Here is a 24,760-nt window from a genome sequence, read left to right as displayed (position 1 = left end):
GCGTCAGCGCCTAGATGTTGTAGAGGTGCGCTTTGTAATGGCTCAGGTTGTCGCTTTCAGTGAACCAGGCAATGGTCTTTTCTAGCCCACGACGCAATCCATCCAAGCCGCCATGCTCGGGTTGGTGCCCCAGCAAGCGGTTGGCTTTCTCCGTGCTTGCCCAGAGACGCTCTACTTCACTTTTTTGAGGACGCAGCCGCTGCTCATCGGTGCCGATATCAATCTCACAGCCCATAAGCTCGGCAATCATGCCGGCAGTATCCGCAATGCTGATTTCGAAGCCGCTGCCGACATTGATCACTTCGCCCACGGCAGCATCGCATTCCGCGACGCCCATGAAACCGGCCACAGTATCGGAGACAAAACTGAAATCGCGGGTCGGGTGCAAGGCACCAAGGCTCAGCTGGCGTGCACCGGATGCGACCTGAGTGATAATGGTGGGGATAACAGCCCTGGCCGATTGGCGCGGTCCATAGGTATTGAACGGACGAATCAGCGCCACAGGCGTAGAGAATGAACGCTGGAACGACAAGGCAAGTTGATCAGCCCCGATCTTCGACGCGGAATAAGGTGACTGCCCTTGTAGCGGATGCTCTTCGTCGATAGGCACGTAACGCGCCGTTCCATACACTTCGCTAGTAGATGTATGCACGACCTTCGACACGTCCAAATCCCGCGCTGCCTGCATAACGTTCAAAGTGCCCTTTATATTGGTATCAATGTAAGTATCGGGCGAGTGGTAGGAGTAGGGAATGGCGATAAGGGCTGCAAGGTGGAAGACGACGTCACACCCTTTCATGGCCTGGCGAACCCCATTAGGGTCTCGTATATCTCCAGAGAATATATCCAGGTCGTGGCGGACAACGGGATCACAATGATCAAGCCATCCCCAGGAGTTGAAGGAGTTATACATCACGAAGGCGCGTACAGAACACCCCTGCTTTACCAAGGCTTCGACGAGATGAGAGCCGATAAAGCCATCCGCGCCCGTAACGAGGACTTTCTTCCCTTTTAGATTCATTTTAATTATCACTATTTCCCAGAAATTAACAGCATGACCCTAATGCACATCAGCTAACCCCCACCCAGACCTTCGTGACGATCCTTCAGATCACTACCACATGGCATCGTCACGGCATTAAAGCTAATGCAGAATACTTACTTATAGGAATAATTATAATAACCATAATTAGCACTCGTCCTGCCTTCCAGGGCATTGAGTATGAAACCTCGAATCTCCACGCCAGAGGTCTCGAACCGTCGCAGTGCCAGCTTTATCTCTTTTGGAGGGTTATGCCGATAGCGCGCCACCATTAGGGATGTGCCAGACTGTTTGCCCACTATCACACTATCTGTAACGGCTAGGACAGGTGGCGTATCAATGACAATCAGGTCGTACTCTTTTCCAGCATCCGCCAGGAAACTACCGAACCTGTCCTGCATCAAAAGCTCCGAAGGGTTTGGCGGCACTAAGCCACGAGCAACATAAGAAAGCCCTTCAATACTCGTATCACGAACCACCGTCTTCCATTCAACCTTCCCTGACAGAAAGTCTGAAAGCCCCTCTGCCGAATGCTCACCGAATGCTTTGTGAATATTTCCTTTTCGCATGTCGGCATCGATTAGTAAGACTCGGCTACCTGTCTGAGAGCAAACTGCCGCGAGATTCATCGCCACAAAACTCTTGCCCACTTCAGGGCTAGGCCCGCACACCATGATGCAGTTATTTTTTGATTCCATCATGGCGAAGTGTAAGCTGGTCCGCAGTCCCCTGAGCGCCTCGATGGCAATATCCGTCGGCCTTTCCACGGAAAGAATGCCCTTGATCACATGTCCATTTCGAGAGTGGCTTCTGCTTTTCCTGACGAGTTTCTGCTGGTCATCCGATAAAGGAACAGTCGCATACACTGGCAACCCGATACTCTCCAGCTGCTCTGGCACCTCTACTCCTCTATTAATAAAGGCTCGGAGCAATACAATACCTATGGACAAAGTCGCGCCTAGCAAGGTGGCGGACATGATGACCAGCCCCTTTTTCGGTGCAATCGGGCTTGGGCTAACTTGGGCTGAATCAATAATCCGAACATTACCGATTGTTCCAGCCTTGGCCAAATTAAGCTCCTGCGAGCGATTTAGAAGGTTGACATAGATTGCCTGCGTGACTTCCACATCCCGAGTCAGCCTGACAACTTCCTGCTGAGCAGCTGGCATCTTCTCAACACGCGCATTGAGGCGGTCTCTTTCATTTCTCAGAAAGCTCTTTTGACGCATCAGGGCTTGATACGCCGGGTGGTTACGCGTAAACCGCTGCGCCATCTCCGCTTCTTGGAACTCAACTTCGCTCAATTTTTTTTCTACATCAATCAATTGAGCAATAACGGACTGAGACTCCGAATCAAGGTCCACGCTATCCATCTTGACACGGTACTCATTCAACTTGTCTTCGGCACTGGATAGTTGGGTCCGCAGATCCGGCGCCTGTTCGCTAATAAAAGCCAGGCTCTGATCGACTTGCGCCGACTGTCGCTCAACATTCTGCATCAAAAAAGTTTCACTGATAGCATCAAGCAAACGACGTATTTCTTCGCGGTCCGTACCCGTCAGCGTCAAGCGGAGCATGCCCGCATTGCCAACAAAACCACTTCCCGTCTCAGAAACGGAGAGCCTGGAAGACAGAGACTGGATCGCAGCCGACCGAAGCGCCTTGGTCAGCGTAAATTCAGCGCCCGCTGGCGCTGTTATGCCAGAGACTCGCAGCTCTATAGCCCCGTCCATGAAACTGGCTTTCTGCCCGGCGACACCTTCACCCAGCAGCTCATCGCCAAGGGAGAGCCGATACCTCTCCGGGCCCAATGATTTCAATGTCAAAGATTGACCACGCAATGCATCCGCGACGGAGAAAAGCCCAACGTCAATGGTCTCACCACCCCACACTGAGGCCTCAACCGCATTGGAAAAAGGGAGATAATCATTATAGCGCCCTAAAAAGTTGTTCAGTGCTGGTATTGAGGGCGTGCTAGGGCGGGATATGTTTTTTCTTTGGATATACTCGCCAACGAGAGGAAGAGTACGTGGAGCGACAATGGTATCAAGGCTCATCTGATCAACGACTCTTCCTAGGACCATCCTGGAACGAAGAATTTCAACCTCAACCGATGAACCATTGTTTTCTTCTTCGCCCAGGACCGTTTTCAGATCTCCAAGCGGGTTTACGGAAGAACGCTTTTCTATCTGAATCAGAGCATCCCCTCTATACACTGGAGTCGACATGAGTGCATAAAAAACCCCGCTCAGGAAAAACAAGAATGCCACAGAGAGTATCCACCACTTATTATCCAGCACAATACCTAACAAGCGAGAAATGTCTATATCTCCACTTTCATGAGGCACACCGGGAATCTGCTGCATCTTAGTCATAACGGTGCCTTTATACTGGATCATCGTCACTCGCAGACATCTGCAAAGAGAACCAATAGAAAATATGAATCATTTTGCCTAGACATTGATTAATAGCAGTCATCAGCAACCAAACTACGACAGTATACCGGGTATACTAGCTAACTGATGGCTACAAGTCTTGGAGTCCATTATTGGCATCAGATATAGTGATTGGCAGCACGGCGGTGGGCAATAGCAAACTGATGACATTGTTCCAGCGAGCCAGTGGTGCGGCCGTTACATAAACGACATCTTTTGGCTGTAGCGGGAAGTGGGTTCCCATTGTCAATGCAGTGGCATTACTGATATCCAACTGATACACAGTAGCTAGCTTGCCACTCTCAGGAGGCTGGACGCGTATCACGAATATGCCGGAAGGCTTTGCAGTGGTTTCAATGACACCACCTGCTCTAGCCAGGGCTGTTGTCAATGTTATCCGCTCGTTCCCGAGCGCCAGATTACCCGGCGTGCGCACCTGGCCGAGCACGGCGACATTCTGGTTCTCGAGAGTCGACACATGGAGAACATCTCCATCTCTCAACAACAGGTTCTGCGACTGATCGCCCTGCCGCAACAAGGCATACAGGGAAATTTCCTGCTTACCGCCTTTGCGATTGAGTATCACACTGTGCCAGTTTGCATTCTCGGTGGCTCCACCGACTTGACTCACGGCGTCCAGTACAGTCAAGGGGACACTGGTAATTGGTAAGGTCCCAGGTGTCGTCACTGCACCACTTATATAGACTTTCTTTGAACGGTAGGCAGCGATATTGACTTCGACCTGCGGGTCATTAATGTAATTAGACAGTCGGCTGGTAATAAGTCGCCTAATCTCATCCAACGACTTACCCGCAACACGAACGCTACCGATATAGGGATAGAATATGGTCCCGTTCGGATGTACGGTATTACCGGTTTCCGCAGCGCTGCGCTCGGCGCCGGCAGGAATGGTTAGCTCTGGATGATCATAAACAATGATGCTCAGAATGTCGCCTGGCCCAACGAGATATTGATAATCATCGAGCTCTTGCTGAAGCTCAGGCGGCACCAGGCTTGCAACGTCCCCATTAATTTCTTTCCGATAGGCCGCCACAAGTTCAGGCGTGATCGCTTTTATATCGACCAAATCATCTATCGGGGGAGAGTCAGTCTCATAGCTAATATGTCCTCCTGGCGCATAGGCACAGCCTTGAGACGCCAAGATAGCAACGGACAATAGCAGAGAAAGGCCTATGAGAGTGCAAGCCCTGCCGACGGGCCTTTTCTGAACTTCCTCGGCATGGAAGGTTTCTTCCATTTCGTACTCCCGTGCGAAATAAAACCACGCTACCGCCACTGAAATCATCTTTCAGTATTGGCCAAATGCCCCATATCTTTATCTTTTTTCACCCTGGGCTGACCAAACGCACCTGCAGCCACATGTCGGGCAGCCATCTTCAAGCAAGACATTCTGTTACATTAAATGAAGATTGCTTTCACTAGGTTACAAAATCATAGGGATTTCACATCATCATTTTCATCATCAAATGAGTGTGAGACATCTAATCTTGGCGCTTGTACAGGAGGGGCACTCGCTTAGACACCAGTGGCGGCGCTATGCAAAAAAATTTTTATTTATCAAAAGCTTGGGATAGGGCTCGGAGCGATCAGCGCTGGGTATTAGTCTCTATCCATCTGGCAGGTCATGGCGGCTACAGGCGCCCTTCGCACAGGGCTCAGAGGGCCATGCAGGTGCGCGGCAAGAAACGTCGGAGTACGTTCAAGCCGCTCTCAACGTAAAGGCGTTGGTTTTCTTCAAGACCTAGGCGCAACGTTCAAGATCTAGACGCAACAAGGCCCGCATTGCGCGGGCCTTGTTGTACGAGGTTTGAAACCTCTATATGCCTGGCCGTACCAGGAGCAGCGGCGTTACGCCGGCTGGATGTTCGAAGCCTGCAGGCCCTTCTGGCCCTGAGTCACTTCGAAGGTCACTTCCTGACCGTCTTGGAGAGACTTGAAGCCTTCCATTTTGATCTCGGAGAAGTGAGCAAAGACGTCGTCGCCGCCGTCGGACGGTGCGATGAAGCCGAAACCTTTAGCGTCGTTGAACCACTTAACTGTGCCAGTTGCCATTTTTAACGATCCTTGCGCCGTAAGCGCGTTGATACTATTGCCGGGTGTTACCCGATGGAGCAGTGGGTAAACAAGAAAGAAATACACCAGGACGATCAAGGGGATCGCTTACAACTGACGTTCTACTACTTGCTAACCAACTGCGCTCACCTTGAAGCTTTTGCGCGCCGAGGTCAACCATCGTTTGCGGTCTATCTGGCTCACCCCAGCCACACATCCAGGAACAACATCACCACCAAACCGATCGAGAGGCCCGCCGTCGCCTTCTTCTGGTGGCCGTTACGGTGCGTTTCGGGGATGATTTCATGACTGATGACATAGAGCATAGCGCCCGCTGCAAAGGCGAGGCCCCAGGGTAATAGCAGTGACGACAGCGTCGTGATGCCCGCCCCTAGTAGACCACCGATGCATTCGACCAACCCTGTGACGGCGGCAATACCCCACGCCTGATACCGCCGATAGCCCTCACCCATCAACGCCACGGCTACCGCTAACCCTTCCGGCATGTTCTGTAGCCCGATGCCGATGACAAGCGGCACTCCACCGCTGAGCCCCTCGGAGCCAAACCCGACACCTACGGCCAGGCCTTCTGGAAAGTTATGGATCGTGATCGCCAAGACGAATAGCCAGACGCGCCGTAGCGATATGCTGGCGGGTCCTTCTGGTCCGCTCTCGAAGTGCTCATGAGGCAAGACCTCGTTGAGCAATGCCACAGCGCCAATACCCACAAGAATCGCCACGGACACGATGGCTGCTGGGATCATGCCATCCTCATAGCGCCCACCAGCCGCATCCAGCGCGGGAATGATCAACGAAAAGAAAGACGCCGAGAGCATGACCCCAGCCGCAAACCCCAGCGACAAGTCACGCATGGCAGGCGATGGAACCCTGCCGAAAAGTACAGGCAGAGCCCCGACGGCCGTCATTAAACCAGCCACTAGGCTACCCAGCGTGCCGAGCATCAAGGGTGATAAGTTACTGATATCTATCATTTGGCGAACATGGCTCCTGACGCTCTATTTTGTGCGAGGGATTGGAGGGTCGTCATGATAGCGGAGGCGACCCGGACTGAACTGAACAAAGGTTGATAGGCAGTCGACATTACTTCGTGCCACTCCTCCACCCGGCATCGCGCTTTCCGCCAGTTCTGCCCGCCAGCCACGGGACTATCTCATTGAAGGTAGTGAGCCTCGCAACCTCGCATCGCAAATATATTTGCATTTATGCAAATTTACTCTAGCATCATGATCAGTTCCCTACGCAGGCTAGAGAATACCCGATGCCCTCCTTATCCCCAGCACCGCCTGATGGTTCGTCCCATGAAAACGCCCTTCCTCCCAGCGACCTGGCAACACTGGCACGTCTTGTCGAGGCTGCGCGTCGGGGCGATAAGCACTTTCAAAGCGGCCCCCTTCCCAAGCTATCAGCCCGAGCATTGACACTGCTGGAGAGTTTTCTGGCCCAGCCTCAGCAGGTCGGCCTGAGCAGCATCTCGGCGCTGGCCCAAGACCACGGCGTCAACGCCTCGACACTCACCCGCCTTTGCAAGGCCCTGCACTTTGATGGTTTCAAGACCTTTCAGGCCCTTTTCCGTGAAGATCTTGCCGACAGCAGTTTCTATTCAAGCCGCGCCCAGCGCCTGATCGGTGACACCCAACAGAGTCAACCCTTGAGCGCTTTGGCGCCGGAGCAGGCTCTCTACCAGGCCGAACACGACAATGTCAGGGCCTGCGTGGAGGCCATCGATGACAACACCCTGGAAGCTGCATGCGCCCAGCTGGTCAGCGCGAGGCGAGTGCATATCGTGGGATTACGCGCGAGCTTTGCCGCGGCGCACTACTTGGCCTACTACCTCGATTACCTGCGCGATGACGTCCAACTGATTGCCTCCACTGCCGGCGTCGATGTAGAGCGAGTGCTGGATCTCGACGAGCGAGACTGCGTCGTTGCTATCGCCTTTCGCCCAGAGAGTCGTAGCACGCTGGATTATGCCCGTGCCGCCGCCCACCAGGGCACGCCAATCATCGGCCTGACTAACCATCCACGCGGCGAAGTTCCGGGGCTGAGCAGCTTAACGCTGGTCGCAGCGGCGGCAGGCCCCTTCTTCTTCAACCCGATGAGCTCGCTCTTCCTGTTGATCGAGATGCTGCTCTCCCGGCTGGCCACTCGCCTGGGGCCAGAGGCCATCAAGCGAATCCGGCGCCGTGAGGCCCTCATCGCACGCCTTAGCGTCGAGTAAATAAGACCCGCACTCCATCACGCCCCAACCACCCTGCACCACAGACAAGAGCAACGCCTAAGGAGGCTGCCATGCCCTCTCACCCGTCCAACCACCACGCTCCCGCCTCCGCCAGCAAATCGACATTGACGGAACGCCTCAATGCCGGCGAGGCTCCCCGCGCCTCAGACACGCTGCTGATCAATGAGCAGACAAGATTGCGCGAGGCCGGCGGTGAGCGGATCGTGAAGTTCGGCTTCGGGCAGTCGCCCTTCCCCGTTTTCGCCCCAGCCGTCGAGGCCCTGGCCGACCATGCCGCCGACAAGGCCTACCTGCCGGTTCAGGGTCTGGCTGCGGCCCGTGAAGCGGTGGCTGCCTTTCATCGTGAGGTGGATGGCGTCGACTGGCAGGCCGAAGAAATGCTCCTGGCCCCAGGCTCAAAGCTTCTTCTGTTCGCTCTGCTGAAGGCACTGCCCGCCGACGCCGAGGTGCTGATTCCTGATCCCGCCTGGGTCTCCTACGCGCCTCAGGCGCGGATGTGCCACCTTGCCACCCGCCGCGTGACGTGCAGTTTCGAGAGCCGCTGGCAGGTCAATGCAGTCTCTCTAGAGGAAGCCCTTTCAGGTCGCAACGAGCCGAACAACCGGGTACGCCTACTGATTCTCAACCAGCCGGGCAACCCCACGGGCCTATCGCTTGATCATGCCGAGCAGGCCAAGCTCGCTGACGTCGCCAGGCGCCATGATCTGCTGGTGCTATCCGACGAGATCTACGGCGTGCTCGACCATGACGGCAGCCACCGCGCCTTTGCCCGGGACTACCCGGAAGGCACCGTGACCACCACCGGCCTCTCGAAATGGTGCGGCGCAGGCGGCTGGCGCTTCGGCGCCATGCATGTGCCAGCCGCCCTGGGTAAGGCGCTGTTCTCAAGGCTGCTCGGCATTGCCTCCGAGACTTGGTCGAGCGTCGCGAGCCCGGTGCAAGAAGCGGCCTGCGTTGCCTACCAGCGCACTCCCGCACTCGAGGCCTATATCAACCGTCAGCGTGAGATTCTCACCGAGATCGGTCAGTGGGCCGCTCACGAGCTCGATGCCGCTGGCATCCGCACCCATGCGCCCGACGGCGGCTTCTACCTCTACCCGGATTTCGAAGCTCACCGCCAGGCCCTGGCACGGCATGGCATCACGACCGGCAGCGAACTTACCCAGGCGCTGCTCAAGAAATGCGGTGTCGCGCTATTGCCAGGTTCTGCGTTTGGCGCCCCAGCCGAGCGGCTCACCGCCCGCCTGGCCTACGTCGACTTCGATGGCGAGGCTCTGCTTGCCACGTCAGGCTCCGTGATCGCACACCCAGGGCTCGAAAAGGTTCGCGACGGCATTCACGCCCTGACCGCCTTCGTGAAGTCACTCGAAGGCGGATCAACCGCGGCTGGCAATACCTGAGGAGACGAGCTATTGACGCCTGGCGTGCTTGGTGCGGGCGGTAGCCTGGGCAGCCCAAGGGTCTTCGGGCCAGGGGTGTTTGGGATAGCGCCCGCGCATGTCTTTGCGCACCTCGAAATAGCCATGGGCCCAGAAGCTCGCCAGATCCCGGGTGACCTGCAGCGGGCGCCCCGCCGGCGACAGCAGGTGTAACAGCACCGGCACTCGACCACCGGCAATATGCGGCGTCTGGGCAAGGCCAAATAGCTCCTGGAGCTTGACGGCCAGTACGGGCTCGGCGCCGGTATAGTCAAGGCGGATACGTGAGCCGCTGGGCACGGCCAGGTGCGTCGGTGCCTGTTCACCGAGGGCCTGGCGCTGGGGCCATTCGAGCCTGTCCAGCAGGATGGTCGCCAGCGGCAGACGATCCAGCTTGTCCAGCCGCCGCACTCCCTCGAGATAAGGCGCCAGCCAAGCCTCCATGTCGGCAAGCAACGCCTCCTGAGACCAGTCAGGCCAGGGGTCGCCGAGGGTCCGGCGCAGCAGGGCGACTCTCGCCAGTAGCTGCTCGGCCTTGGCATCGAGGGCCAGGTGACCGCGGCGACGCACTGCTGCCAGCAGCGCCTCACGCACTGCCTCGGCGGGCAAGGCCGTCAAGGGCCGGCGCTCCAGCACCAGTTCCCCGAGCGAACGCACTTCCTCGCCGATCAGCCGTCCCTCCTCATCGCTCCATTCAAGCCGAGGGCGAAACTCGCGGGTCTCGGGAAAGAGCGTCTCGAGGCGCGATAGACTGAGGGCCGCGCCGCGATAGACCTTCGCCCCATGTGCCTGACCGTCCAATTCCGCCGCCACTAGGACCTCGCAGTGGGCGAGCGGATGATCGGCGTCGAGCAGCGCCAGGTTGCCGGCAGCCAGCTTGAAGCGCCCCGGTGCCTGAAAGAGCGCTATGCGCTCGGGATACGCCAGCGCCAGCAGCTCTCCCAAGGCGGCCAGCGACGCCACCTTGAGGCCGCACTGCGCCAGCTCGGCCAGACGCTTGGCATCGCGGTACCACTGCGCCTCGCTGCCCCGAGCATCGCGACCGGGGAGCCTTGACAGGGTCACCGCCAGGTCTCGAGCGTCACCGCCCGCACGCGACTCAAGCAGCGCCGCTAGCCAGCAGGCCAATGGCATGGCATCGCGCTCGCCCGCCCGCTCAAGCATCACTGCCAGGCGCGGGTGACAAGGCCAGCGACTGCAGCCACGTCCCAGTGCCGTCAGCCGGTGCTGGTCATCGAGCAAGCCAAGCCCTAGCAGCAGCGCGCGGCCGGCTGCCAAGGGACCGGCCGGCGGCGGCGTGACCCAGTCGAGCGCCTGGGCGTCCTGGACACCCCAGCGAGCCAGCTCGAAGGCCAGCGCCGAGAGATCGCCCTGAAGAATCTCGGGGTCGCCATGAGGCGGCAACGGCTGCTCCTCGGCCCATAGCCGATAGCAGACACCGGGGCCCTGGCGGGCGGCACGGCCCCGCCGTTGATCGGCGCTGGCTCGGTTGAGGCGCTGGGTGGCCAGTCGCGTCAGACCTAATCGCGGCTGAAAGACCGGCACCCGCTCGAAGCCGCCGTCGATCACCACCCGTACCCCGTCCACGGTCACACTGGACTCGGCGATGGCGGTGGCCAACACCACCCGGTGTCTCCCCTGATCGTCTCGGCCCAGTGCCTGTTGCTGCTGGGCCAGGGGCAAGCGGCCATGTAGCTCGAGCACCACGACGTCGTCACCGAGGCTGGATAACGCCCGAACCAAACGGCGAATCTCGCCGACACCGGGCAGGAATACCAGCAGATCACCCTCTTGCGTCGCCAGCGCCTCGCGCACCACCGTCGCCTGCTGACGGGCAGCATCGTCGCGACCATTCATCGGCCGATAATGCGTGGTGACCGGATAGCTGCGACCCGGACAATCGATCACTGGAACCGAAGCGCCCAACACCCCCTTGAGTGCCTCAACCTCCAGAGTCGCCGACATCACCAGCAGGCGCAGGTCATCGCGCAGGCCCTGCTGCGCGTCCAGGGTCAGCGCCAGCCCCAGATCCGCCTCGAGGCTGCGCTCATGGAATTCATCGAAGATGATCCCGGATACACCTTCAAGCAGCGGGTCGTCCTGCAAGAGGCGCGTCAGCACGCCCTGGGTGATGACCTCGAGTCGAGTGTTGGGTCCCACTCGGCTCTCGCCGCGCATGCGATAGCCCACCGTCTCGCCAACAGATTCACCAAGCTGCTCGGCCATGTAGCGAGCGGCTAGCCTTGCCGCCACGCGGCGCGGTTCGAGCAGCAACAGCTTGCCTTGACGGCACCAGGGCTCGTCGAGCAATTCGAGCGGAACCCGGGTGGTCTTGCCGGCGCCGGGCTCGGCGACCAGCAAGGCGCGCGAGTGACCGGCCATCGCGTCGCGAATAGCCGGCAGACGAGCCTCGATGGGCAGTTGAGTGGCCACATCCGTCATGAGTCGGTCGTCATGGGTCTGGCGTTGATCTGGCATGCGTCGATCAGGCGCCAGCCAGTTTCCAACCGAGCGTCTCACCCGCCATCAGCGGCACGATCACCTCATCGCCGACATAGTCAAGCGCAGCTGGCAGCTGCCAGTCCTCACGCTTCAGGGTGACCGTGCCCTGGTTGCGGGCCAGCCCATAGAAGTCCGCACCGAAATGGCTGGCAAAACCCTCGAGCTTATCCAATGCACTGGCCTGCTCGAAGGCGGTCGCGTAGAGCTCCAGCGCCGCGGGGGCGGTGAAGGCGCCGGCACAGCCACAGGCGGACTCCTTGGCCCCCCTGGCATGGGGCGCGCTATCCGTCCCCAGAAAGAACTTGGGAGACCCGGAGGTTGCCGCCTCGATCAGCGCGGCGCGATGGGTCTCGCGCTTGAGCACCGGCAGACAGAAATAGTGCGGGCGAATACCGCCGACCAGCATATGGTTGCGGTTGAACAGCAGATGATGCGCGGTGATGGTAGCGGCGACGTTATCGGGAGCCTGACGCACGAAGTTCACCGCATCCGCGGTGGTGATGTGCTCGAACACCACCTTAAGGCTCGGATGGCGCTCGAGGAGCGGCGCCATGACCTGCTCGATGAAGACGGCCTCGCGATCGAAGATATCGATCTCAGGCGAAGTCACCTCGCCGTGCACCAACAGCGGAAGGCCAAGGCGCGCCATGGCCCCAATAGCCGCGTCGCAGTGGCGGACATCGGTAACCCCCGAGGATGAGTTGGTGGTGGCACCAGCGGGATACAGCTTGACCGCCTTGACCACGCCACTGGCCACGGCCCGCTCGATTTCCTCGGCCGGGGTGTTATCAGTGAGATAGAGCACCATCAGCGGCTCGAAGCTCGCCCCTTCAGGCAGCGCCGCCAGGATGCGTTCACGGTAGGCCAGTGCCTGTTCGGTGGTCGTGACCGGCGGGGTCAGGTTGGGCATGATGATCGCCCGGCCAAACTGGCGCGCGCTGTAGGGCAAGACCGCCTTTAGCGGCTCGCCATCGCGCAGGTGAAGGTGCCAATCGTCGGGAGTGGTGATGGTCAGCTGATTCACGGCGGATCCTGTGTGGTAGATGGCGGGGCATAGTATAACGTTTCGACTTCACTGCGTGGCCCCCGAGCGAGCCATCAAGCAACCCTCCAAACTACGGGGCTTGAGTAAGAAGCCACCCTCAAGCACAGCAAGACTTGCGATAAGGGCTTGCGACAAGCCCCGTCGGGTTACGTATTATGGTGGCCTTTATTCAGGGAGAAACATCATGCCAAGGGTTCGCCAGTCAGCCGATATCATTGCCGCCCTGGAGGGCGCCATGTGGCTGGCCCTGGCCTGGTCGGTCAGTTTCTCGATATGGGATGGCTCGGCGATGCCAACGGTCGCGGCGCTGACAATGGTCGCGACCATCCTGGTGGTCAGTTGGGGACACCGCCCGATGCGGATCACCCTGCGACGCTTCCGGGTTCGCCGCCGGCGCACAGAGATGCAGATGCACCTTTTTGCCCTGCCCTTGCTGATGGCGCTGTTCTTTGCGGTGGTAGTGGAGGGGCTCCTGGCAACCCCGCTAAGCGGCAGCCAGAAGATGCTGATGGTCAACATCCTTGCAACGGCCGCCTGGGTTGTCTTCGTATTGACCCAGGCCTTCAAGTCGCTGCTGTTCACCCTGCGCAGCAAATTCAAGGGAAAAACCAGCAACAGCAAGCCAGTGGACGACAAAAAGTAGATAAACCTGGTGCCGAGCACTAAGCTTTAAGCCGGTGAATGGGTGACTTCACCGGAATCCACGTACAGGCGAACATCACATGACGCCCCCAACGTTGAGCCGCGGTCTGATCCCTTTGACGTTGCTCTGTCTTCTGGGCGCGAGTTGCTCGGCACTGGCCGCCAATGCTGATAACGGCTCGATCTACGCTGACACCGAAAGCGGCGGCATTGTCCTGGACAACGGCCTGACCATTGGCGGAAAACCAGTGAACAGCGCCAACGGCGATACCACCGGCTTTCGCGTCATGGCAGGCTATTTCTTCTCTCGCCTTCCACACCTCGAATTCGGCGCCGAACTTGCCTATTTCGAAAGCAATAATGTTTCAGTGTCACTCGATGGCTCCCCCACCCTTCTCGATACCACCAGCATGAACGGCAGCCTGCTGGCCGGTGTGAAAATGGGGCGTGTAGGCGTCTTTGCCAAGTCAGGGCTCGCCGAATGGCGCGGCAGCACCAACGCCCCCGAGTCATCAGGGTCAATGGGGGGTACCGCGCCTATCTACGGCATGGGCGCCAACATGCGGCTATATCGTTCCTTGGTGGGCCAACTGGAATATGAAGTCATCGACTCCGATGACCTCGAGCACCTGACCATGGCCACCGCCTCGCTGGTTTTCCGTTTTTGACCTATCGAGACCGAGTGGTTTCCTGGGCTTTCTCTAAGCTTGTTCACCCAGACCTACATCCCAGACCTGACAGCTAAGTCCTGCTCTCTATCACGCGCACTCAGTTCAGGCCAACACACGCCATCACATCACTCAAAATAACGGTATACTTGCTCGGTCTAGAAGCCCTTAAAAAGCGGCGATTTCTTCCTCGCTAAGATGGCGCCACTCACCGGGTGCCAAGGCCACATCCAACTCGATTGGGCCAATCGAGGCACGATGTAGCGCCGTGACATGATGACCGATGGCAGCAAACATGCGTTTGACCTGGTGATACTTGCCTTCGATCAGCACCAGCCTGGCCTTTTGTGGGCCAAGCATCTCGAGCTTGGCCGGCTTGGTCGGCTGTTCCTCGCCATCAAGCAGCACCCCCTCCTGAAAGGCCTCTACCGCCTGCTGGGCCTCTTCACCTTGGAGCGACTCGGCAAGGGTCACCTCATAGACCTTCTCGCAGCGCCGTTTCGGCGATGTAATGCGGTGAGACCATTGACCATCGTCTGTCATCAGCACCAAACCGGTGGTATCGACGTCCAGGCGTCCCACCGTATTCATCCGCTCCGCCTTGGGCAGATCGATGAGCTCATGCGCCAGTGGGTAAAGACCGCGACGCGCACTGCACTCGACGCCGGCGGGCTTGTGCAGCATTACATAGCGCGTTCCCACCAGCGCCAGCGTCTGTCCTAACCAGCTTACCTTGCTATCCGTACCGACCTGGGTCGCCGGATTCTTGACGACGACACCATCGACCATGACCTCCTCGCGATGCATGGCCTTCTTGGCCAAGCTGCGGGTCAGATCGGTCGTATCGCTGAGAAACTTGTCCAAACGCATTAAAGAGAAACCTCAAAATCATCGGCATCCCGCCAGGCGGGAAACTTGTCGCGGAAATCTTCGAGCAGCTGTCGCTCGAGGGTCACGGTGTGCAGAAAGGCCTGATCACGGGGGCGGTCGACGATGGGCTCGCCCTTGAAGTCCAGCAGCATGGAATCACCGGCATAGGCAAGGCCCTTGGCATCTTCGCCCACCCGATTGACGCCGATCACGTAAGCAAGATTCTCGATCGCTCGGGCTGCCAGGAGCGTCCGCCATGGTTGGCGACGTGGCGCCGGCCAATTGGCGACGCAAAGCAGTACATCGTACTCGAAATGCTCCTCTTGGCCTGGATGCTGACGCATCCACACCGGGAAACGCAGGTCATAGCAGACGGAAAGCAGCAGACGGAAGCCTTTGAGTTCGACAATCACTCGCTGGTCACCGGCGCCATAGCGCTCATGCTCTCCGGCCATGCGAAACAGGTGGCGCTTGTCATAATGGGTAATGCTACCGTCGGGCCGCGCCCATATCAGGCGATTGTAACAGCTGCCGTTATCCTCGATGGCAACGCTGCCTGTCACCACACAGCCACGGGACTCTGCCTGCTGCCTGAGCCAGGCGACGGTGCTGCTCTGGGCCATGGGCTCGGCCATTTCCCGAGAGTTCATGGTGAAACCGGTGGCGAACATCTCGGGCAGCACGATCAGATCCGTCTCGGCCGCCCCTAGGTTGCCCAGCAGTTCTTCGAGCATCTCACAGTTGGCATCCGGATCTTCCCAGCGCAGGTCGCACTGCACCAGAGTGGTTCTCAAATCGCTCATGACATGCCCTCCGTTAATCAAGCCAGTCTCTCCCTATCGTAACGGTCTCGACCGCCTCGTGTCGTCGTGCGACTGCCGATGACAGAGCGAGGCCGGCCCTACTCCACTAACATCGGCTGGGGCTGATTCAAGCGTTGTGCTAGTTTATGACTTTTCCGAGGCGAGGCAGGGACGCAGCAATGGGACAAACGACGACTTCCTTACCCCGGGATCCAGAGGCCACCAAGGGGGTCACGTTTGGCTTAGGCGCCTATGTGATGTGGGGCTGTTTTCCGCTGTTCTTTGCGCTGCTCGATGGCGTGCCGGCCTTCGAGATCCTGCTACACCGCGTGCTCTGGTCATGCCTGTTCCTGGTCATCGTGGTCAGCGCGCTGAGCCGCTGGTCACCGGTGATTGGCGCTCTCAAGCAGCCCAAGCGGCTCGGACGCGTGCTTGCCTGCGCGGTGTTGATCGGCGCCAACTGGGGTATCTATATCTATGCCGTGGAAAGCCGCCAGGTACTGCAGGCAAGCCTTGGCTACTTCTTGACACCGCTGGTCAATGTGGCCCTAGGGATGCTGGTGCTGCGCGAGCGCATGCACCGCTTGCAGGGCGTGGCGGTCATTCTCGCCGGTGTTGCCATCGCTATCCAGTTGCTGGGCCTGGGAGAGCTGCCCTGGATCACTCTGGCGCTGGCCTTTTCCTTTGGCACCTATGGCCTGTTACGCAAACAGGTGCCTCTGGATGGCCTATCGGGCCTATTCGTCGAGACGCTGTTGCTCTTCCCACTGGCCCTGGTCGCCGTCGCTTGGCTAGGCGCCCAGGGCAACGGACACTTTCTGGAAAGCCCAGCCAAGACGGCCCTGTTGATCACCAGTGGGGTGATTACCGCCCTGCCGCTACTGGCGTTTGCCGGGGCAGCCCGACGACTGCGTCTGGCCACACTCGGCTTTCTGATGTACATCAACCCGAGCATCCAGTTTGGTATCGCCCTGCTAGTGTTCCATGAACCTCTGGCGCCGCTGCAACTGGTGAGCTTCTTGATAATCTGGCTGGGCCTTGCGCTTTATTCATGGTCGGCCTGGTCGTCTCGTAACCGCTCGGTTCACGCCGCTGCTGGCCAAAAGTAGAGCCCATGTTGAAGCGCTACCTGCCCATCCTGACCTGGCTTCCTCACTACACTAGCCGCCTGTTTGCGGCCGATATGATAGCCGGCGTCATCGTCAGCATCATGGTCATTCCCCAGTCGCTAGCCTATGCACTCATCGCTGGGCTCCCCCCAGTGGTCGGGCTTTATGCCAGCATACTGCCGCTACTGGCCTATACGCTGTTCGGGACCAGCCGCACGCTGGCGGTGGGGCCGGTGGCGATTCTTGCGCTGATGACGGGGGCTGCACTGGCGCCTGTGGCGATAGTCGGCAGCGCGGAATACCTGCAGGCGGCCATGGTCCTGGCCCTGCTTTCGGGGCTGATGCTTACGCTGATGGGTATTCTCAAGCTCGGCTTCTTCGCCAATTTCCTCAGCCACCCGGTGATTTCCGGCTTCCTTACGGCATCAGGGTTATTGATTGCGACCAGTCAGGTCGCCAACCTGCTGGGCATTTCGGCGCGAGGCTTTACCGCCGCCGAGCTGTTGCCGAACCTGATCACCGGCCTGACCGATACACATGCCGCAACCCTTGCCGTCGGCGCCGGTAGCCTCGCCTTCCTAGTCCTGATACGCCGCCGCGGTCGCCAAGGCCTGCGCGCGATAGGCCTCCCCGCAGGAGCCGCCGACCTGTTGGCAAAGGCAGGGCCGGTGTTTGCCGTGATAGTGACCACGCTGGTGACCTGGCACTTCGATCTCGCCAGCCAGGGCGTCGCCGTGGTCGGCGATATTCCCCGTGGCTTACCCCCTCTAACGCTGCCGGCTTTCGATCTTTCCCTGTGGCATCAACTGCTGATACCCGCTCTGCTGCTGAGCGTAGTGGGGTTCGTTGAATCGGTGTCCATGGGCCAGATGCTGGCTGCCAAGCGCCGCCAGCGTATTTCGCCCAATCAGGAGCTAATTGGGCTGGGCACGGCCAATATCGCCGCTGCAGTGTCTGCGGGCATGCCGGTCACCGGCGGGCTATCTCGTACCGTGATCAACTTCGATGCCGGCGCCCAGACCCCTGCCGCCGGCACCATTGCCGCTATCGGCATTGCCCTGGTGACCGTGGCATTGACCCCGCTGCTTTACCACCTGCCGGTCGCCACCCTGGCCGCCACCATCACGGTATCGATCCTGACCCTGGTCGACGTGAAGATGATCCGCCAGACGTGGCGTTATTCACGCAGCGACTTTTCCGCCATGGCAGCCACCATCCTGTTGACTCTGATTGAAGGCGTTGAGGCGGGTATCATCGCCGGAGTAGTGCTGTCGATTGGCCTCTTCCTGTATCGCACTAGCCGCCCCCACAGCGCTCTGGTCGGGCGCGTCCCGGGCACCGAGCATTTCCGCAACATCACCCGCCATGACGTCGAAAGCGATAGCCATGTCGCGCTGCTGCGCATCGATGAGAGCCTCTACTTCGCCAATGCACGCTATTTGGAAGATACCGTCTACGCCCTGATTGCCAACCGGCCCGAGGTCGAGCATGTCGTCCTGATCTGTTCGGCGGTCAACCTGATCGATGCCTCGGCGCTCGAGAGCCTGGACGCCATCAATGAGCGACTCAAAGACTCCGAGGTCACCCTGCACCTGGCCGAAGTCAAAGGGCCGGTGATGGACAAGCTCAAGCAGAGCGATCTACTGGACAACCTTAGCGGCCGGGTCTTTCTCAGCACCTATGCGGCCTGGTGCGAGCTACGCCAGCGCAAGGAATGAACGTCTCACCCTTCCGGCACGCAGCCCGGCTCAGCACATATCCGCCAGGCGCTCCTTGACTCGACCGACGATGTACTCGCCGATAGGAAGTGCAGACGTCGCCGCCGGCGAAGGCGCGTTGCAGACGTTGACCGTGCGCCGGGTGTCAACGAACAGGAAGTCGTCGACCAGCTTGCCCTCTCGGGACACCGCCTGTGCCCGCACGCCTGCCGGGTAAGGCTCAAGGTCATCCACGGTCAGATTCGGACAATACTTGCGTATCTCCTCCAGATAGCCCTGCTTATAAAGAGAATTCTTCATTTCGATCAACCCCGGGCGCAGGTTGGCCATGAGCACCTTGAGAATGCCGGGGTGGGTGAACATACGGGCCATGTCACTCAAAGAGACATCGCTCTTGCGATACCCCTCACGCTTGAGCGCCAGCACGGCGTTCGGCCCCACCGTGACGCTGCCGTCGATCATTCGAGTCAGGTGTACGCCCAGAAACGGCATGGCCGGATCGGGGATGGGGTAGATCAGATGATTGACGATCTGGTTATGCTTTTCGGGCAGTCGATAGTACTCGCCGCGGAATGGGCAGATCGTGAAGCCTGGGGTCTCGCCCAGCATCCGCACTACCCTGTCCGCCATCAACCCCGAGCAGGTCACCAGAAACTTGCCAGTGATACCCCCCTGGGGCGTTTCAACGACCACCTCCCGAGAACGCTCTTGAACGCCGATCACCTCGGTGGAATAACGAATTTCGCCGCCCAGCCGCTCGAACTCGCCGGCCATGGCTCTGGTCACTTCGCCGTAGTCCACTATCCCGCTCGATGGCACGAAAATGCCGCCAATACCGGTGATACTGGGCTCGCGCTCCCGTAACGCATCCGCCTCGAGCCACTCTCGTTCAAGGCCGTTGGCAGCGGTACGCTCCCATAGCGCCCTCATGCGCTCCATTTCCAGCGCATTGGTGGCGACCAGCAGCTTGCCGCATTCGTCATAGCGTATGCCGTGGGTGTCGCAAAACGCCTTGGTGGCCCGATTACCCCGGAAGCAAAAACGCGCCTTCAGACTGCCAGGCGTGTAATAAACGCCGGCATGGATAACGCCACTGTTGTGGCCAGTCTGGTGTCGAGCGGCCCCGGCTTCTTTCTCGACCAGTAACAACCGGCGCCCCGGATAGGCCTTGGCCAGCTGCATGGCGGTGGACATGCCCAGAATACCACCGCCCAGAATGATGAAATCGTACACCGGCACTTCCTCGTAGTTGGGAATGGCGTGCTGCTCCCGGCAACCAATCGTCAGACCATGTTTAGTGCTAAGACGGCTCAAAAACGGGCCTCAATTCTCAAGCCGCTCAGGTCCTGCACAATGCCTTCTTGGCCAATATTTGATCCAGGACCAGAGGGATAACAACAACCGCATATAAAAATATAGATATTTTGATCTTTCGTAAAAAATAGTGACTCTCCGCGACGATATGCTGGTTCCTGCCGGATTGGGTATGATGTCGCTATTGTCACCACCTCGCATGGATAGCCCCGATGGAACACTCCCCGCCCCAGGACACCTCCCCACGCCAGGGCAGCAGCGCCCGCCAGCAAGAAGAGCCTCGTCAGAACATGGGCATCAGTGCCTATGCCTGGCTCAAGCAGGACATTATCAGTGGGGTCTACCAGCCGGGGGAGAAGCTCCTGATGAGCCGCCTGAAGGAGCGTTACACACTGGGCATCAGCCCTCTGCGTGAGGCTCTTTCACAGCTGGTATCCGAGCACCTGGTGGTGGCGATCAGCCAGCGGGGCTATCGCGTGGCCCCCATGTCGATTGAGGAACTGGGGGATATCTACGATGCCCGAGCCCAACTCGAGGCCATGCTGGTGCAGTTGGCTATTGAGCGCGGCGATGACACCTGGGAGGCCGAGATACTGGCCAAGGCCCACACCCTGGCCAAGGTGGCCGAGGTACATGGCCCGGATGAAATGCTCGATGTCTGGGACAGACGGCACCAGGCCTTCCACACTGCCCTGGTGACCGGCTGCGGTTCGCGCCAGCTATTGATGGCTCGAGAGAGCCTTTTCGACCAGGCCGCGCGCTACCGCCACCTATGGCTCTGCCAGACGGTATTTTCCGACCAGGCATTGGCCGCCAAACGCCAGGAGCATGCCGAGCTGGTCGATGCGATACTCGCCCGCGATGCCAAGCGAGCCGGCGACCTGACGCGCGACCACATCATGACGCCGGTGCCGATCATCACCGATCTGATGCAGGCTCGCGGGCTGGTCTGATAACCTGCCTCGCGTTGAACTGGCCTGCGTCACGATTCAATTCTGCCCTGCTGCCGTCCCCCGCCATGCTCAAGCTAGCGGGGCAGGCCTTGTCTTTTCCCTCTGGCTGCCCCTTCATTTCCCCTTTGTTTCGCCATCTCTCCGCCTCTATCCGCCTCTATCCGCCTCAACCGAACGAACGCCGCACCCCGAATATACGATTTATCTATATTTTATTATCAAAACACTACCAAAGAGTCGAAATATCGTTGACGCCGACAACTATCTCGACCTAGGCTTTCTCTCGTACCTTGGTTTCGCCGTAGCCATGCGATGCTTGGCCATGTACCGATGCCCCGATAAATAACCTCGCCAATAACAATGAGGACTCTTCGATGACCGCCAAGACCTTTGCCAACGCAAGTCTCGCCAGCCTTGGTGTGGCCACCCTTGGCCTGACGCTTGCTTCCAGCGCCCAGGCCGCCACCGAATGGGACATGCCAACCCCTTACGGCGACCGCACCTTCCATACCGTGAACATTCGCGAATTTGCCGATGACGTCCGCGACGCCACCGACGGTGAGCTCGATATCACCGTGCACTCCAACGGCTCGCTGATCGATCATGCCGAGATCAAGAACTCGGTCCGTCGCGGCATCGTGCCGGCAGGTGAGCTGATCATGTCGCGTCTGGCCAACGAAAATCCGATCTTCGAGGTCGACTCGGTGCCCTACCTGGCAGCCAACTACGAAGACGCCTGGACGCTGTGGGAAGCCTCACGCGAGATCATCGGCGAGGAGCTTGAGAAGCAGGGGCTGCGCCTGCTGTTCGCCGTACCCTGGCCACCGCAGGGCATCTACACCCAGAGTGAGGTCGAGAAGATTGAGGATCTGCGCAACCTCAAAATGCGCGCCTACAACACCTCAAGCGAGCGCCTAGCCAGCCTGGCCAATGCCGTGCCGACGCAAATCGAGGTGCCGGATATCCCCACCGCCTTCAGCACCGGCCGTGTCGATGCCATGGTGACCTCGCCGGCCACCGGCGCCGACACCAAGGCCTGGGACTACCTGAGCCACTTCAACCACGCCCAGCTGTGGCTACCCAAGAACATGGTGATCGTCAGTGAGCGAGCCTTCTCGCGCCTGGATGAAGCGACCCAGCAGGCCGTACTCGAGGCCGCCAAGACAGCCGAACAGCGTGGCTGGGACATGAGCCGCCAGGAAACCCAGGACGCCCTGGCGACCCTCAAGGAGAACGGCATCACCGTCACCGAGCCTACCCCGGAACTGGCCAAGGCCTTGCAGAACATCGGCAGCATGATGACCGAAGAGTGGGTCGATCGTGCCGGCCCCCAGGGCATGCAGATTCTCCAGAACTACCGCGACGCGAAGGAAAGCGGGAAGGAATAAGTTCAGCCGCAAGTGATTCGCCAGGGCCCCGGCCACGTCGCCGGGGCCTTGCCCTTCCCTCGCCGAGGTACTTCTCATGCAATTCCGACTTCGCCCCCTGTACGACCTCGGGGCCTATGGCGCGGCTCTCTGCCTGTGTTTGATCTGTACGCTGATCACCGCCCAGATTCTTGGACGCCTGGCTGACATGGCCGCGGAACAACTGGCCATGGACAGCCTGGGGCTAACCATTCCCGGCCTCTCCGAAATTTCCGGTTTCCTGCTGGTGGGCGCCAGCTTTCTCGGGCTGGCCTACACCTTCGTCAATGGTGGTCATATCCGCGTGACCCTGCTGATCGGCCACCTGCCCCCCAAGATCCGCGTGTTCATCGAGCTATGGTGCCTGAGCCTGGCACTGCTGCTGGCAAGCTATCTGGCCTTCTATGAGTACCGGCTGCTGGCCGACAGCATTGCCTTCAATGAGACCTCCTACGGGCTTTTACGCATTCCGCTATGGATTCCGCAAAGCGCCATGCTGATCGGCACCCTGCTGTTCTGCCTGGCATTACTCGAGGCCTGGGTGAATACCCTGGTCATTGCCCTGACTCGCCCGGCGACCTTCCAGGTCGACGATAGCGGCCACGAATAAGCGCGGAGTACTCCCATGCTCGTCATGATGACCGTATTGCTGGTCGCCCTTCTGTTGCTGCTCGGCAGCGGCGTCTGGGTGGCCTTTTCTCTGATGGGGCTCGCCTGGATCGCCATCAGTCAGTTCAGCTCGATTCCCACCGGCGACGTGATGGCATCGGATATCTGGAGCGCCAGCTACAGCTGGGAACTGACCGCCCTGCCGATGTTCATTTGGATGGGCGAGATCCTGTTTCGCTCACGCCTCGCGGAAGACATGTTCAGCGGCCTCTCGCCCTGGCTGCAGCGTATCCCCGGGCGCCTCTTGCATACCAATGTGGTGGGGTGTGGCCTCTTTGCGGCGGTCTCCGGCTCATCGGCTGCCACCTGCGCCACCATGGGCAAGATGTCGATTCCGGAGCTTACCAAGCGTGGCTACGATGAACGCCTGGTGCTGGGCACCCTGGCCGGTTCGGCAACCCTTGGCCTGCTGATTCCCCCCTCGATCATCCTGATCGTCTATGCGGTCGCCACCGACCAGTCCATCGCGCGTCTGTTCATGGCGGGCGTGCTGCCGGGCGTGATGCTGATCACGCTATTCGCCGGCTATCTGATGCTGTGGTCCTGGCGCTATCCCGACAAGGTGCCACCAGCCGAAGCCCGCATGAGCTTCATGGACAAGCTGCGTGCCTCCCGGCGGCTGATACCCCTCTTCGCGCTGATCGTAGGCGTGATCGGCTCGATCTATGCCGGTATCGCCTCGCCCACAGAAGCGGCAGCCGTCGGCGTGGTGCTGTCGCTGTTGCTCGCCAAGCTACAGGGCGCCATGAGCCGGCGCATCTTCATGGAAGCGCTGCTCGGCGCGGTCAAGACCTCGACCATGATCGCCTTCATTCTCGCCGGTGCGTCCTTTCTGACCGCCGCCATGGGCTTCACCGGCCTACCGAGCGACCTGGCCGCCTGGATCGGCACCCTGGGGCTGTCACCGCTGATGCTGCTGGCCGTACTGACAGTCTTTTTCATCCTGCTGGGCTGCTTCCTGGATGGTATTTCGGTGGTGGTGCTGACCACCTCGATCATGCTGCCGATGGTCGAGGCCGCTGGCATTGATCTGATCTGGTTCGGTATCTTCCTGGTGATCGTGGTGGAGATGTCACAGATCACCCCGCCGGTTGGCTTTAACCTCTTCGTGCTGCAAGGCATGACAGGTCGCAACATTCTGCATATCGCCAGGGCCGCACTACCTTTCTTCGGCCTGATGCTGCTGGGTGTTATTCTGATCACTCTCTTTCCACAGATAGTCACCTACCTGCCCGAGGCCATGGGGAACAGTTGATGAGCAAGGACAGCGCCGTCGCACCCGCCGCGACCCGCCGAGGCCCGATCGTGTCTTCGGAACACCTCTCACACAGCGCACAGGAGCTGTCGGAATTCGAGTTTGGCATGATCATTTCAGGGCATGCCTTCAACCGCTGGATGGTGCGCTGCATGACCGCGGCGGGATATCCGGAACTTGGGGTGCTGGATGTGCTGGTGCTGCACAGCGTCAATCATCGTGAACGCGCCAAGCGCCAAGCGGATATCTGCCTGGTGCTGAACGTCGAGGACACCCACACCGTCACCTATGCGCTGAAAAAACTCGGCAAGCTTGGTCTAGTGGCCGGCGAGAAACAGGGTAAGGAAACCCTCTTTCGCACTACCGACAAGGGGCGCACCGCCTGTGAGCGCTACGCCGAGATCCGCGAGGACTGCCTGGTCGAATCGCTGTCTTCGCTGGGCATTGGCCGTGAAGACATGCATCAGATGGCCGGGCTACTGCGTGCCATGTCGGGACTCTACGACCAGGCGGCTCGCTCGGCGGCCTCGCTCTAGGCGCAAGACTGACAAGATGCAGGCCATCCTTGGCCTGCATCC

At 59.3% G+C, this 24,760-nt stretch carries 21 protein-coding genes; 11 read left to right on the top strand and 10 right to left on the bottom strand.

Annotated elements, in window-relative coordinates; translation table 11 throughout:
• Window positions 1-10: 10 nt before the first annotated feature.
• The 5 genes from BLR71_RS04900 to BLR71_RS04880 form a co-directional block, all read right to left on the bottom strand.
• Window positions 11-1,021, bottom strand: coding sequence for an NAD-dependent 4,6-dehydratase LegB (locus BLR71_RS04900; protein ID WP_092523678.1), 1,011 nt, complete (start codon window positions 1,019-1,021; stop codon window positions 11-13).
• A gap of 137 nt (window positions 1,022-1,158) precedes the next feature.
• The gene (locus BLR71_RS04895) at window positions 1,159-3,441 is read right to left on the bottom strand and encodes a polysaccharide biosynthesis tyrosine autokinase (RefSeq protein ID WP_245696349.1); all 2,283 of its coding nucleotides are present in this window, start codon (window positions 3,439-3,441) and stop codon (window positions 1,159-1,161) included.
• A 127-nt stretch (window positions 3,442-3,568) separates the two neighbouring features.
• Window positions 3,569-4,735: a polysaccharide export protein gene (locus BLR71_RS04890; RefSeq protein WP_092523675.1), complete on the bottom strand. Its 1,167-nt coding sequence runs from the start codon at window positions 4,733-4,735 to the stop codon at window positions 3,569-3,571.
• Window positions 4,736-5,346: 611 nt separating this feature from the next.
• Window positions 5,347-5,550, bottom strand: a complete 204-nt coding sequence (locus BLR71_RS04885) for a cold-shock protein (RefSeq protein ID WP_092523673.1) — start codon at window positions 5,548-5,550, stop codon at window positions 5,347-5,349.
• A gap of 200 nt (window positions 5,551-5,750) precedes the next feature.
• The gene (locus BLR71_RS04880) at window positions 5,751-6,542 is read right to left on the bottom strand and encodes a ZIP family metal transporter (RefSeq protein WP_217629313.1); all 792 of its coding nucleotides are present in this window, start codon (window positions 6,540-6,542) and stop codon (window positions 5,751-5,753) included.
• Window positions 6,543-6,985: 443 nt separating this feature from the next.
• Between BLR71_RS04880 and BLR71_RS04875 the strand changes: the two genes are divergently transcribed.
• Together BLR71_RS04875 and BLR71_RS04870 are read left to right on the top strand one after the other, a co-directional pair.
• Window positions 6,986-7,789, top strand: coding sequence for a MurR/RpiR family transcriptional regulator (locus tag BLR71_RS04875; protein WP_175491613.1), 804 nt, complete (start codon window positions 6,986-6,988; stop codon window positions 7,787-7,789).
• A gap of 71 nt (window positions 7,790-7,860) precedes the next feature.
• Window positions 7,861-9,210: a pyridoxal phosphate-dependent aminotransferase gene (locus BLR71_RS04870; protein ID WP_092523669.1), complete on the top strand. Its 1,350-nt coding sequence runs from the start codon at window positions 7,861-7,863 to the stop codon at window positions 9,208-9,210.
• A gap of 9 nt (window positions 9,211-9,219) precedes the next feature.
• Here the strand turns inward: BLR71_RS04870 and hrpB are convergent, their stop codons facing one another.
• On the bottom strand, window positions 9,220-11,706 hold the full coding sequence (gene hrpB / locus BLR71_RS04865) for an ATP-dependent helicase HrpB (protein ID WP_245696348.1): 2,487 nt from the start codon (window positions 11,704-11,706) through the stop codon (window positions 9,220-9,222).
• A gap of 7 nt (window positions 11,707-11,713) precedes the next feature.
• Window positions 11,714-12,754 (bottom strand): dihydroorotase, encoded by a 1,041-nt coding sequence (pyrC, locus tag BLR71_RS04860; RefSeq protein WP_092523667.1) that lies wholly within the window; start codon window positions 12,752-12,754, stop codon window positions 11,714-11,716.
• 256 nt (window positions 12,755-13,010) lie between these two features.
• On the opposite strand from pyrC, the gene BLR71_RS04855 reads away from it, so the two are divergent.
• Together BLR71_RS04855 and BLR71_RS04850 are read left to right on the top strand one after the other, a co-directional pair.
• Window positions 13,011-13,418 (top strand): hypothetical protein, encoded by a 408-nt coding sequence (locus tag BLR71_RS04855; protein WP_175491612.1) that lies wholly within the window; start codon window positions 13,011-13,013, stop codon window positions 13,416-13,418.
• 79 nt (window positions 13,419-13,497) lie between these two features.
• Entirely contained in the window at window positions 13,498-14,085 is a 588-nt protein-coding gene (locus BLR71_RS04850) for an outer membrane beta-barrel protein (RefSeq protein WP_092523665.1), read from the top strand.
• Between the two features lie 168 nt (window positions 14,086-14,253).
• Here BLR71_RS04850 and BLR71_RS04845 read toward each other — a convergent pair whose 3' ends face one another.
• Window positions 14,254-14,955, bottom strand: coding sequence for a pseudouridine synthase (locus BLR71_RS04845; protein ID WP_092523663.1), 702 nt, complete (start codon window positions 14,953-14,955; stop codon window positions 14,254-14,256).
• Window positions 14,955-15,758: an amidohydrolase gene (locus BLR71_RS04840; protein ID WP_092523661.1), complete on the bottom strand. Its 804-nt coding sequence runs from the start codon at window positions 15,756-15,758 to the stop codon at window positions 14,955-14,957. The genes BLR71_RS04845 and BLR71_RS04840 overlap by 1 nt, the downstream gene beginning before the upstream one ends.
• 179 nt (window positions 15,759-15,937) lie before the next feature.
• On the opposite strand from BLR71_RS04840, the gene rarD reads away from it, so the two are divergent.
• Together rarD and BLR71_RS04830 are read left to right on the top strand one after the other, a co-directional pair.
• Complete coding sequence (gene rarD / locus BLR71_RS04835; RefSeq protein WP_092523659.1) at window positions 15,938-16,867, top strand: EamA family transporter RarD; 930 nt, start codon at window positions 15,938-15,940, stop codon at window positions 16,865-16,867.
• Window positions 16,868-16,872: 5 nt separating this feature from the next.
• Window positions 16,873-18,585: a SulP family inorganic anion transporter gene (locus BLR71_RS04830; RefSeq protein WP_092523656.1), complete on the top strand. Its 1,713-nt coding sequence runs from the start codon at window positions 16,873-16,875 to the stop codon at window positions 18,583-18,585.
• A gap of 30 nt (window positions 18,586-18,615) precedes the next feature.
• On the opposite strand, the gene lhgO is transcribed toward BLR71_RS04830, so the two are convergent.
• Window positions 18,616-19,818, bottom strand: a complete 1,203-nt coding sequence (lhgO, locus tag BLR71_RS04825; protein WP_092523654.1) for an L-2-hydroxyglutarate oxidase — start codon at window positions 19,816-19,818, stop codon at window positions 18,616-18,618.
• A gap of 371 nt (window positions 19,819-20,189) precedes the next feature.
• Between lhgO and csiR the strand changes: the two genes are divergently transcribed.
• From csiR to BLR71_RS04800, 5 genes are all read left to right on the top strand, one after another.
• Complete coding sequence (csiR, locus tag BLR71_RS04820; RefSeq protein ID WP_245696365.1) at window positions 20,190-20,852, top strand: DNA-binding transcriptional regulator CsiR; 663 nt, start codon at window positions 20,190-20,192, stop codon at window positions 20,850-20,852.
• Between the two features lie 374 nt (window positions 20,853-21,226).
• Entirely contained in the window at window positions 21,227-22,240 is a 1,014-nt protein-coding gene (locus BLR71_RS04815) for a TRAP transporter substrate-binding protein (protein WP_092523649.1), read from the top strand.
• A gap of 76 nt (window positions 22,241-22,316) precedes the next feature.
• Entirely contained in the window at window positions 22,317-22,868 is a 552-nt protein-coding gene (locus tag BLR71_RS04810) for a TRAP transporter small permease (RefSeq protein ID WP_092523647.1), read from the top strand.
• Window positions 22,869-22,883: 15 nt separating this feature from the next.
• Window positions 22,884-24,182, top strand: coding sequence for a TRAP transporter large permease (locus BLR71_RS04805; protein WP_092523645.1), 1,299 nt, complete (start codon window positions 22,884-22,886; stop codon window positions 24,180-24,182).
• Window positions 24,182-24,718 (top strand): winged helix DNA-binding protein, encoded by a 537-nt coding sequence (locus BLR71_RS04800; RefSeq protein WP_092523643.1) that lies wholly within the window; start codon window positions 24,182-24,184, stop codon window positions 24,716-24,718. The genes BLR71_RS04805 and BLR71_RS04800 overlap by 1 nt, the downstream gene beginning before the upstream one ends.
• Window positions 24,719-24,760: the final 42 nt, after the last annotated feature.

The organism is Onishia taeanensis (genome assembly GCF_900100755.1).
In the GTDB taxonomy this organism is placed as follows: domain Bacteria; phylum Pseudomonadota; class Gammaproteobacteria; order Pseudomonadales; family Halomonadaceae; genus Onishia; species Onishia taeanensis.
This window is presented reverse-complemented; position numbering and strand designations above follow the sequence as displayed.

Bases quoted from the DNA above. Each gene is read 5' to 3' on its own strand.
- BLR71_RS04870 (WP_092523669.1), top strand. From the start codon at position 7,861: ATGCCCTCTCACCCGTCCAACCACCACGCTCCCGCCTCCGCCAGCAAA.
- BLR71_RS04890 (WP_092523675.1), bottom strand. From the start codon at position 4,735: ATGGAAGAAACCTTCCATGCCGAGGAAGTTCAGAAAAGGCCCGTCGGC.
- BLR71_RS04900 (WP_092523678.1), bottom strand. From the start codon at position 1,021: ATGAATCTAAAAGGGAAGAAAGTCCTCGTTACGGGCGCGGATGGCTTT.
- BLR71_RS04885 (WP_092523673.1), bottom strand. From the start codon at position 5,550: ATGGCAACTGGCACAGTTAAGTGGTTCAACGACGCTAAAGGTTTCGGC.
- BLR71_RS04880 (WP_217629313.1), bottom strand. From the start codon at position 6,542: ATGATAGATATCAGTAACTTATCACCCTTGATGCTCGGCACGCTGGGT.
- rarD (WP_092523659.1), top strand. From the start codon at position 15,938: ATGGGACAAACGACGACTTCCTTACCCCGGGATCCAGAGGCCACCAAG.
- BLR71_RS04840 (WP_092523661.1), bottom strand. From the start codon at position 15,758: ATGAGCGATTTGAGAACCACTCTGGTGCAGTGCGACCTGCGCTGGGAA.
- BLR71_RS04895 (WP_245696349.1), bottom strand. From the start codon at position 3,441: ATGATCCAGTATAAAGGCACCGTTATGACTAAGATGCAGCAGATTCCC.
- BLR71_RS04850 (WP_092523665.1), top strand. From the start codon at position 13,498: ATGACGCCCCCAACGTTGAGCCGCGGTCTGATCCCTTTGACGTTGCTC.
- BLR71_RS04805 (WP_092523645.1), top strand. From the start codon at position 22,884: ATGCTCGTCATGATGACCGTATTGCTGGTCGCCCTTCTGTTGCTGCTC.
- BLR71_RS04815 (WP_092523649.1), top strand. From the start codon at position 21,227: ATGACCGCCAAGACCTTTGCCAACGCAAGTCTCGCCAGCCTTGGTGTG.
- BLR71_RS04830 (WP_092523656.1), top strand. From the start codon at position 16,873: ATGTTGAAGCGCTACCTGCCCATCCTGACCTGGCTTCCTCACTACACT.
- BLR71_RS04810 (WP_092523647.1), top strand. From the start codon at position 22,317: ATGCAATTCCGACTTCGCCCCCTGTACGACCTCGGGGCCTATGGCGCG.
- BLR71_RS04845 (WP_092523663.1), bottom strand. From the start codon at position 14,955: ATGCGTTTGGACAAGTTTCTCAGCGATACGACCGATCTGACCCGCAGC.
- BLR71_RS04855 (WP_175491612.1), top strand. From the start codon at position 13,011: ATGTGGCTGGCCCTGGCCTGGTCGGTCAGTTTCTCGATATGGGATGGC.
- hrpB (WP_245696348.1), bottom strand. From the start codon at position 11,706: ATGCCAGATCAACGCCAGACCCATGACGACCGACTCATGACGGATGTG.
- BLR71_RS04800 (WP_092523643.1), top strand. From the start codon at position 24,182: ATGAGCAAGGACAGCGCCGTCGCACCCGCCGCGACCCGCCGAGGCCCG.
- csiR (WP_245696365.1), top strand. From the start codon at position 20,190: ATGGGCATCAGTGCCTATGCCTGGCTCAAGCAGGACATTATCAGTGGG.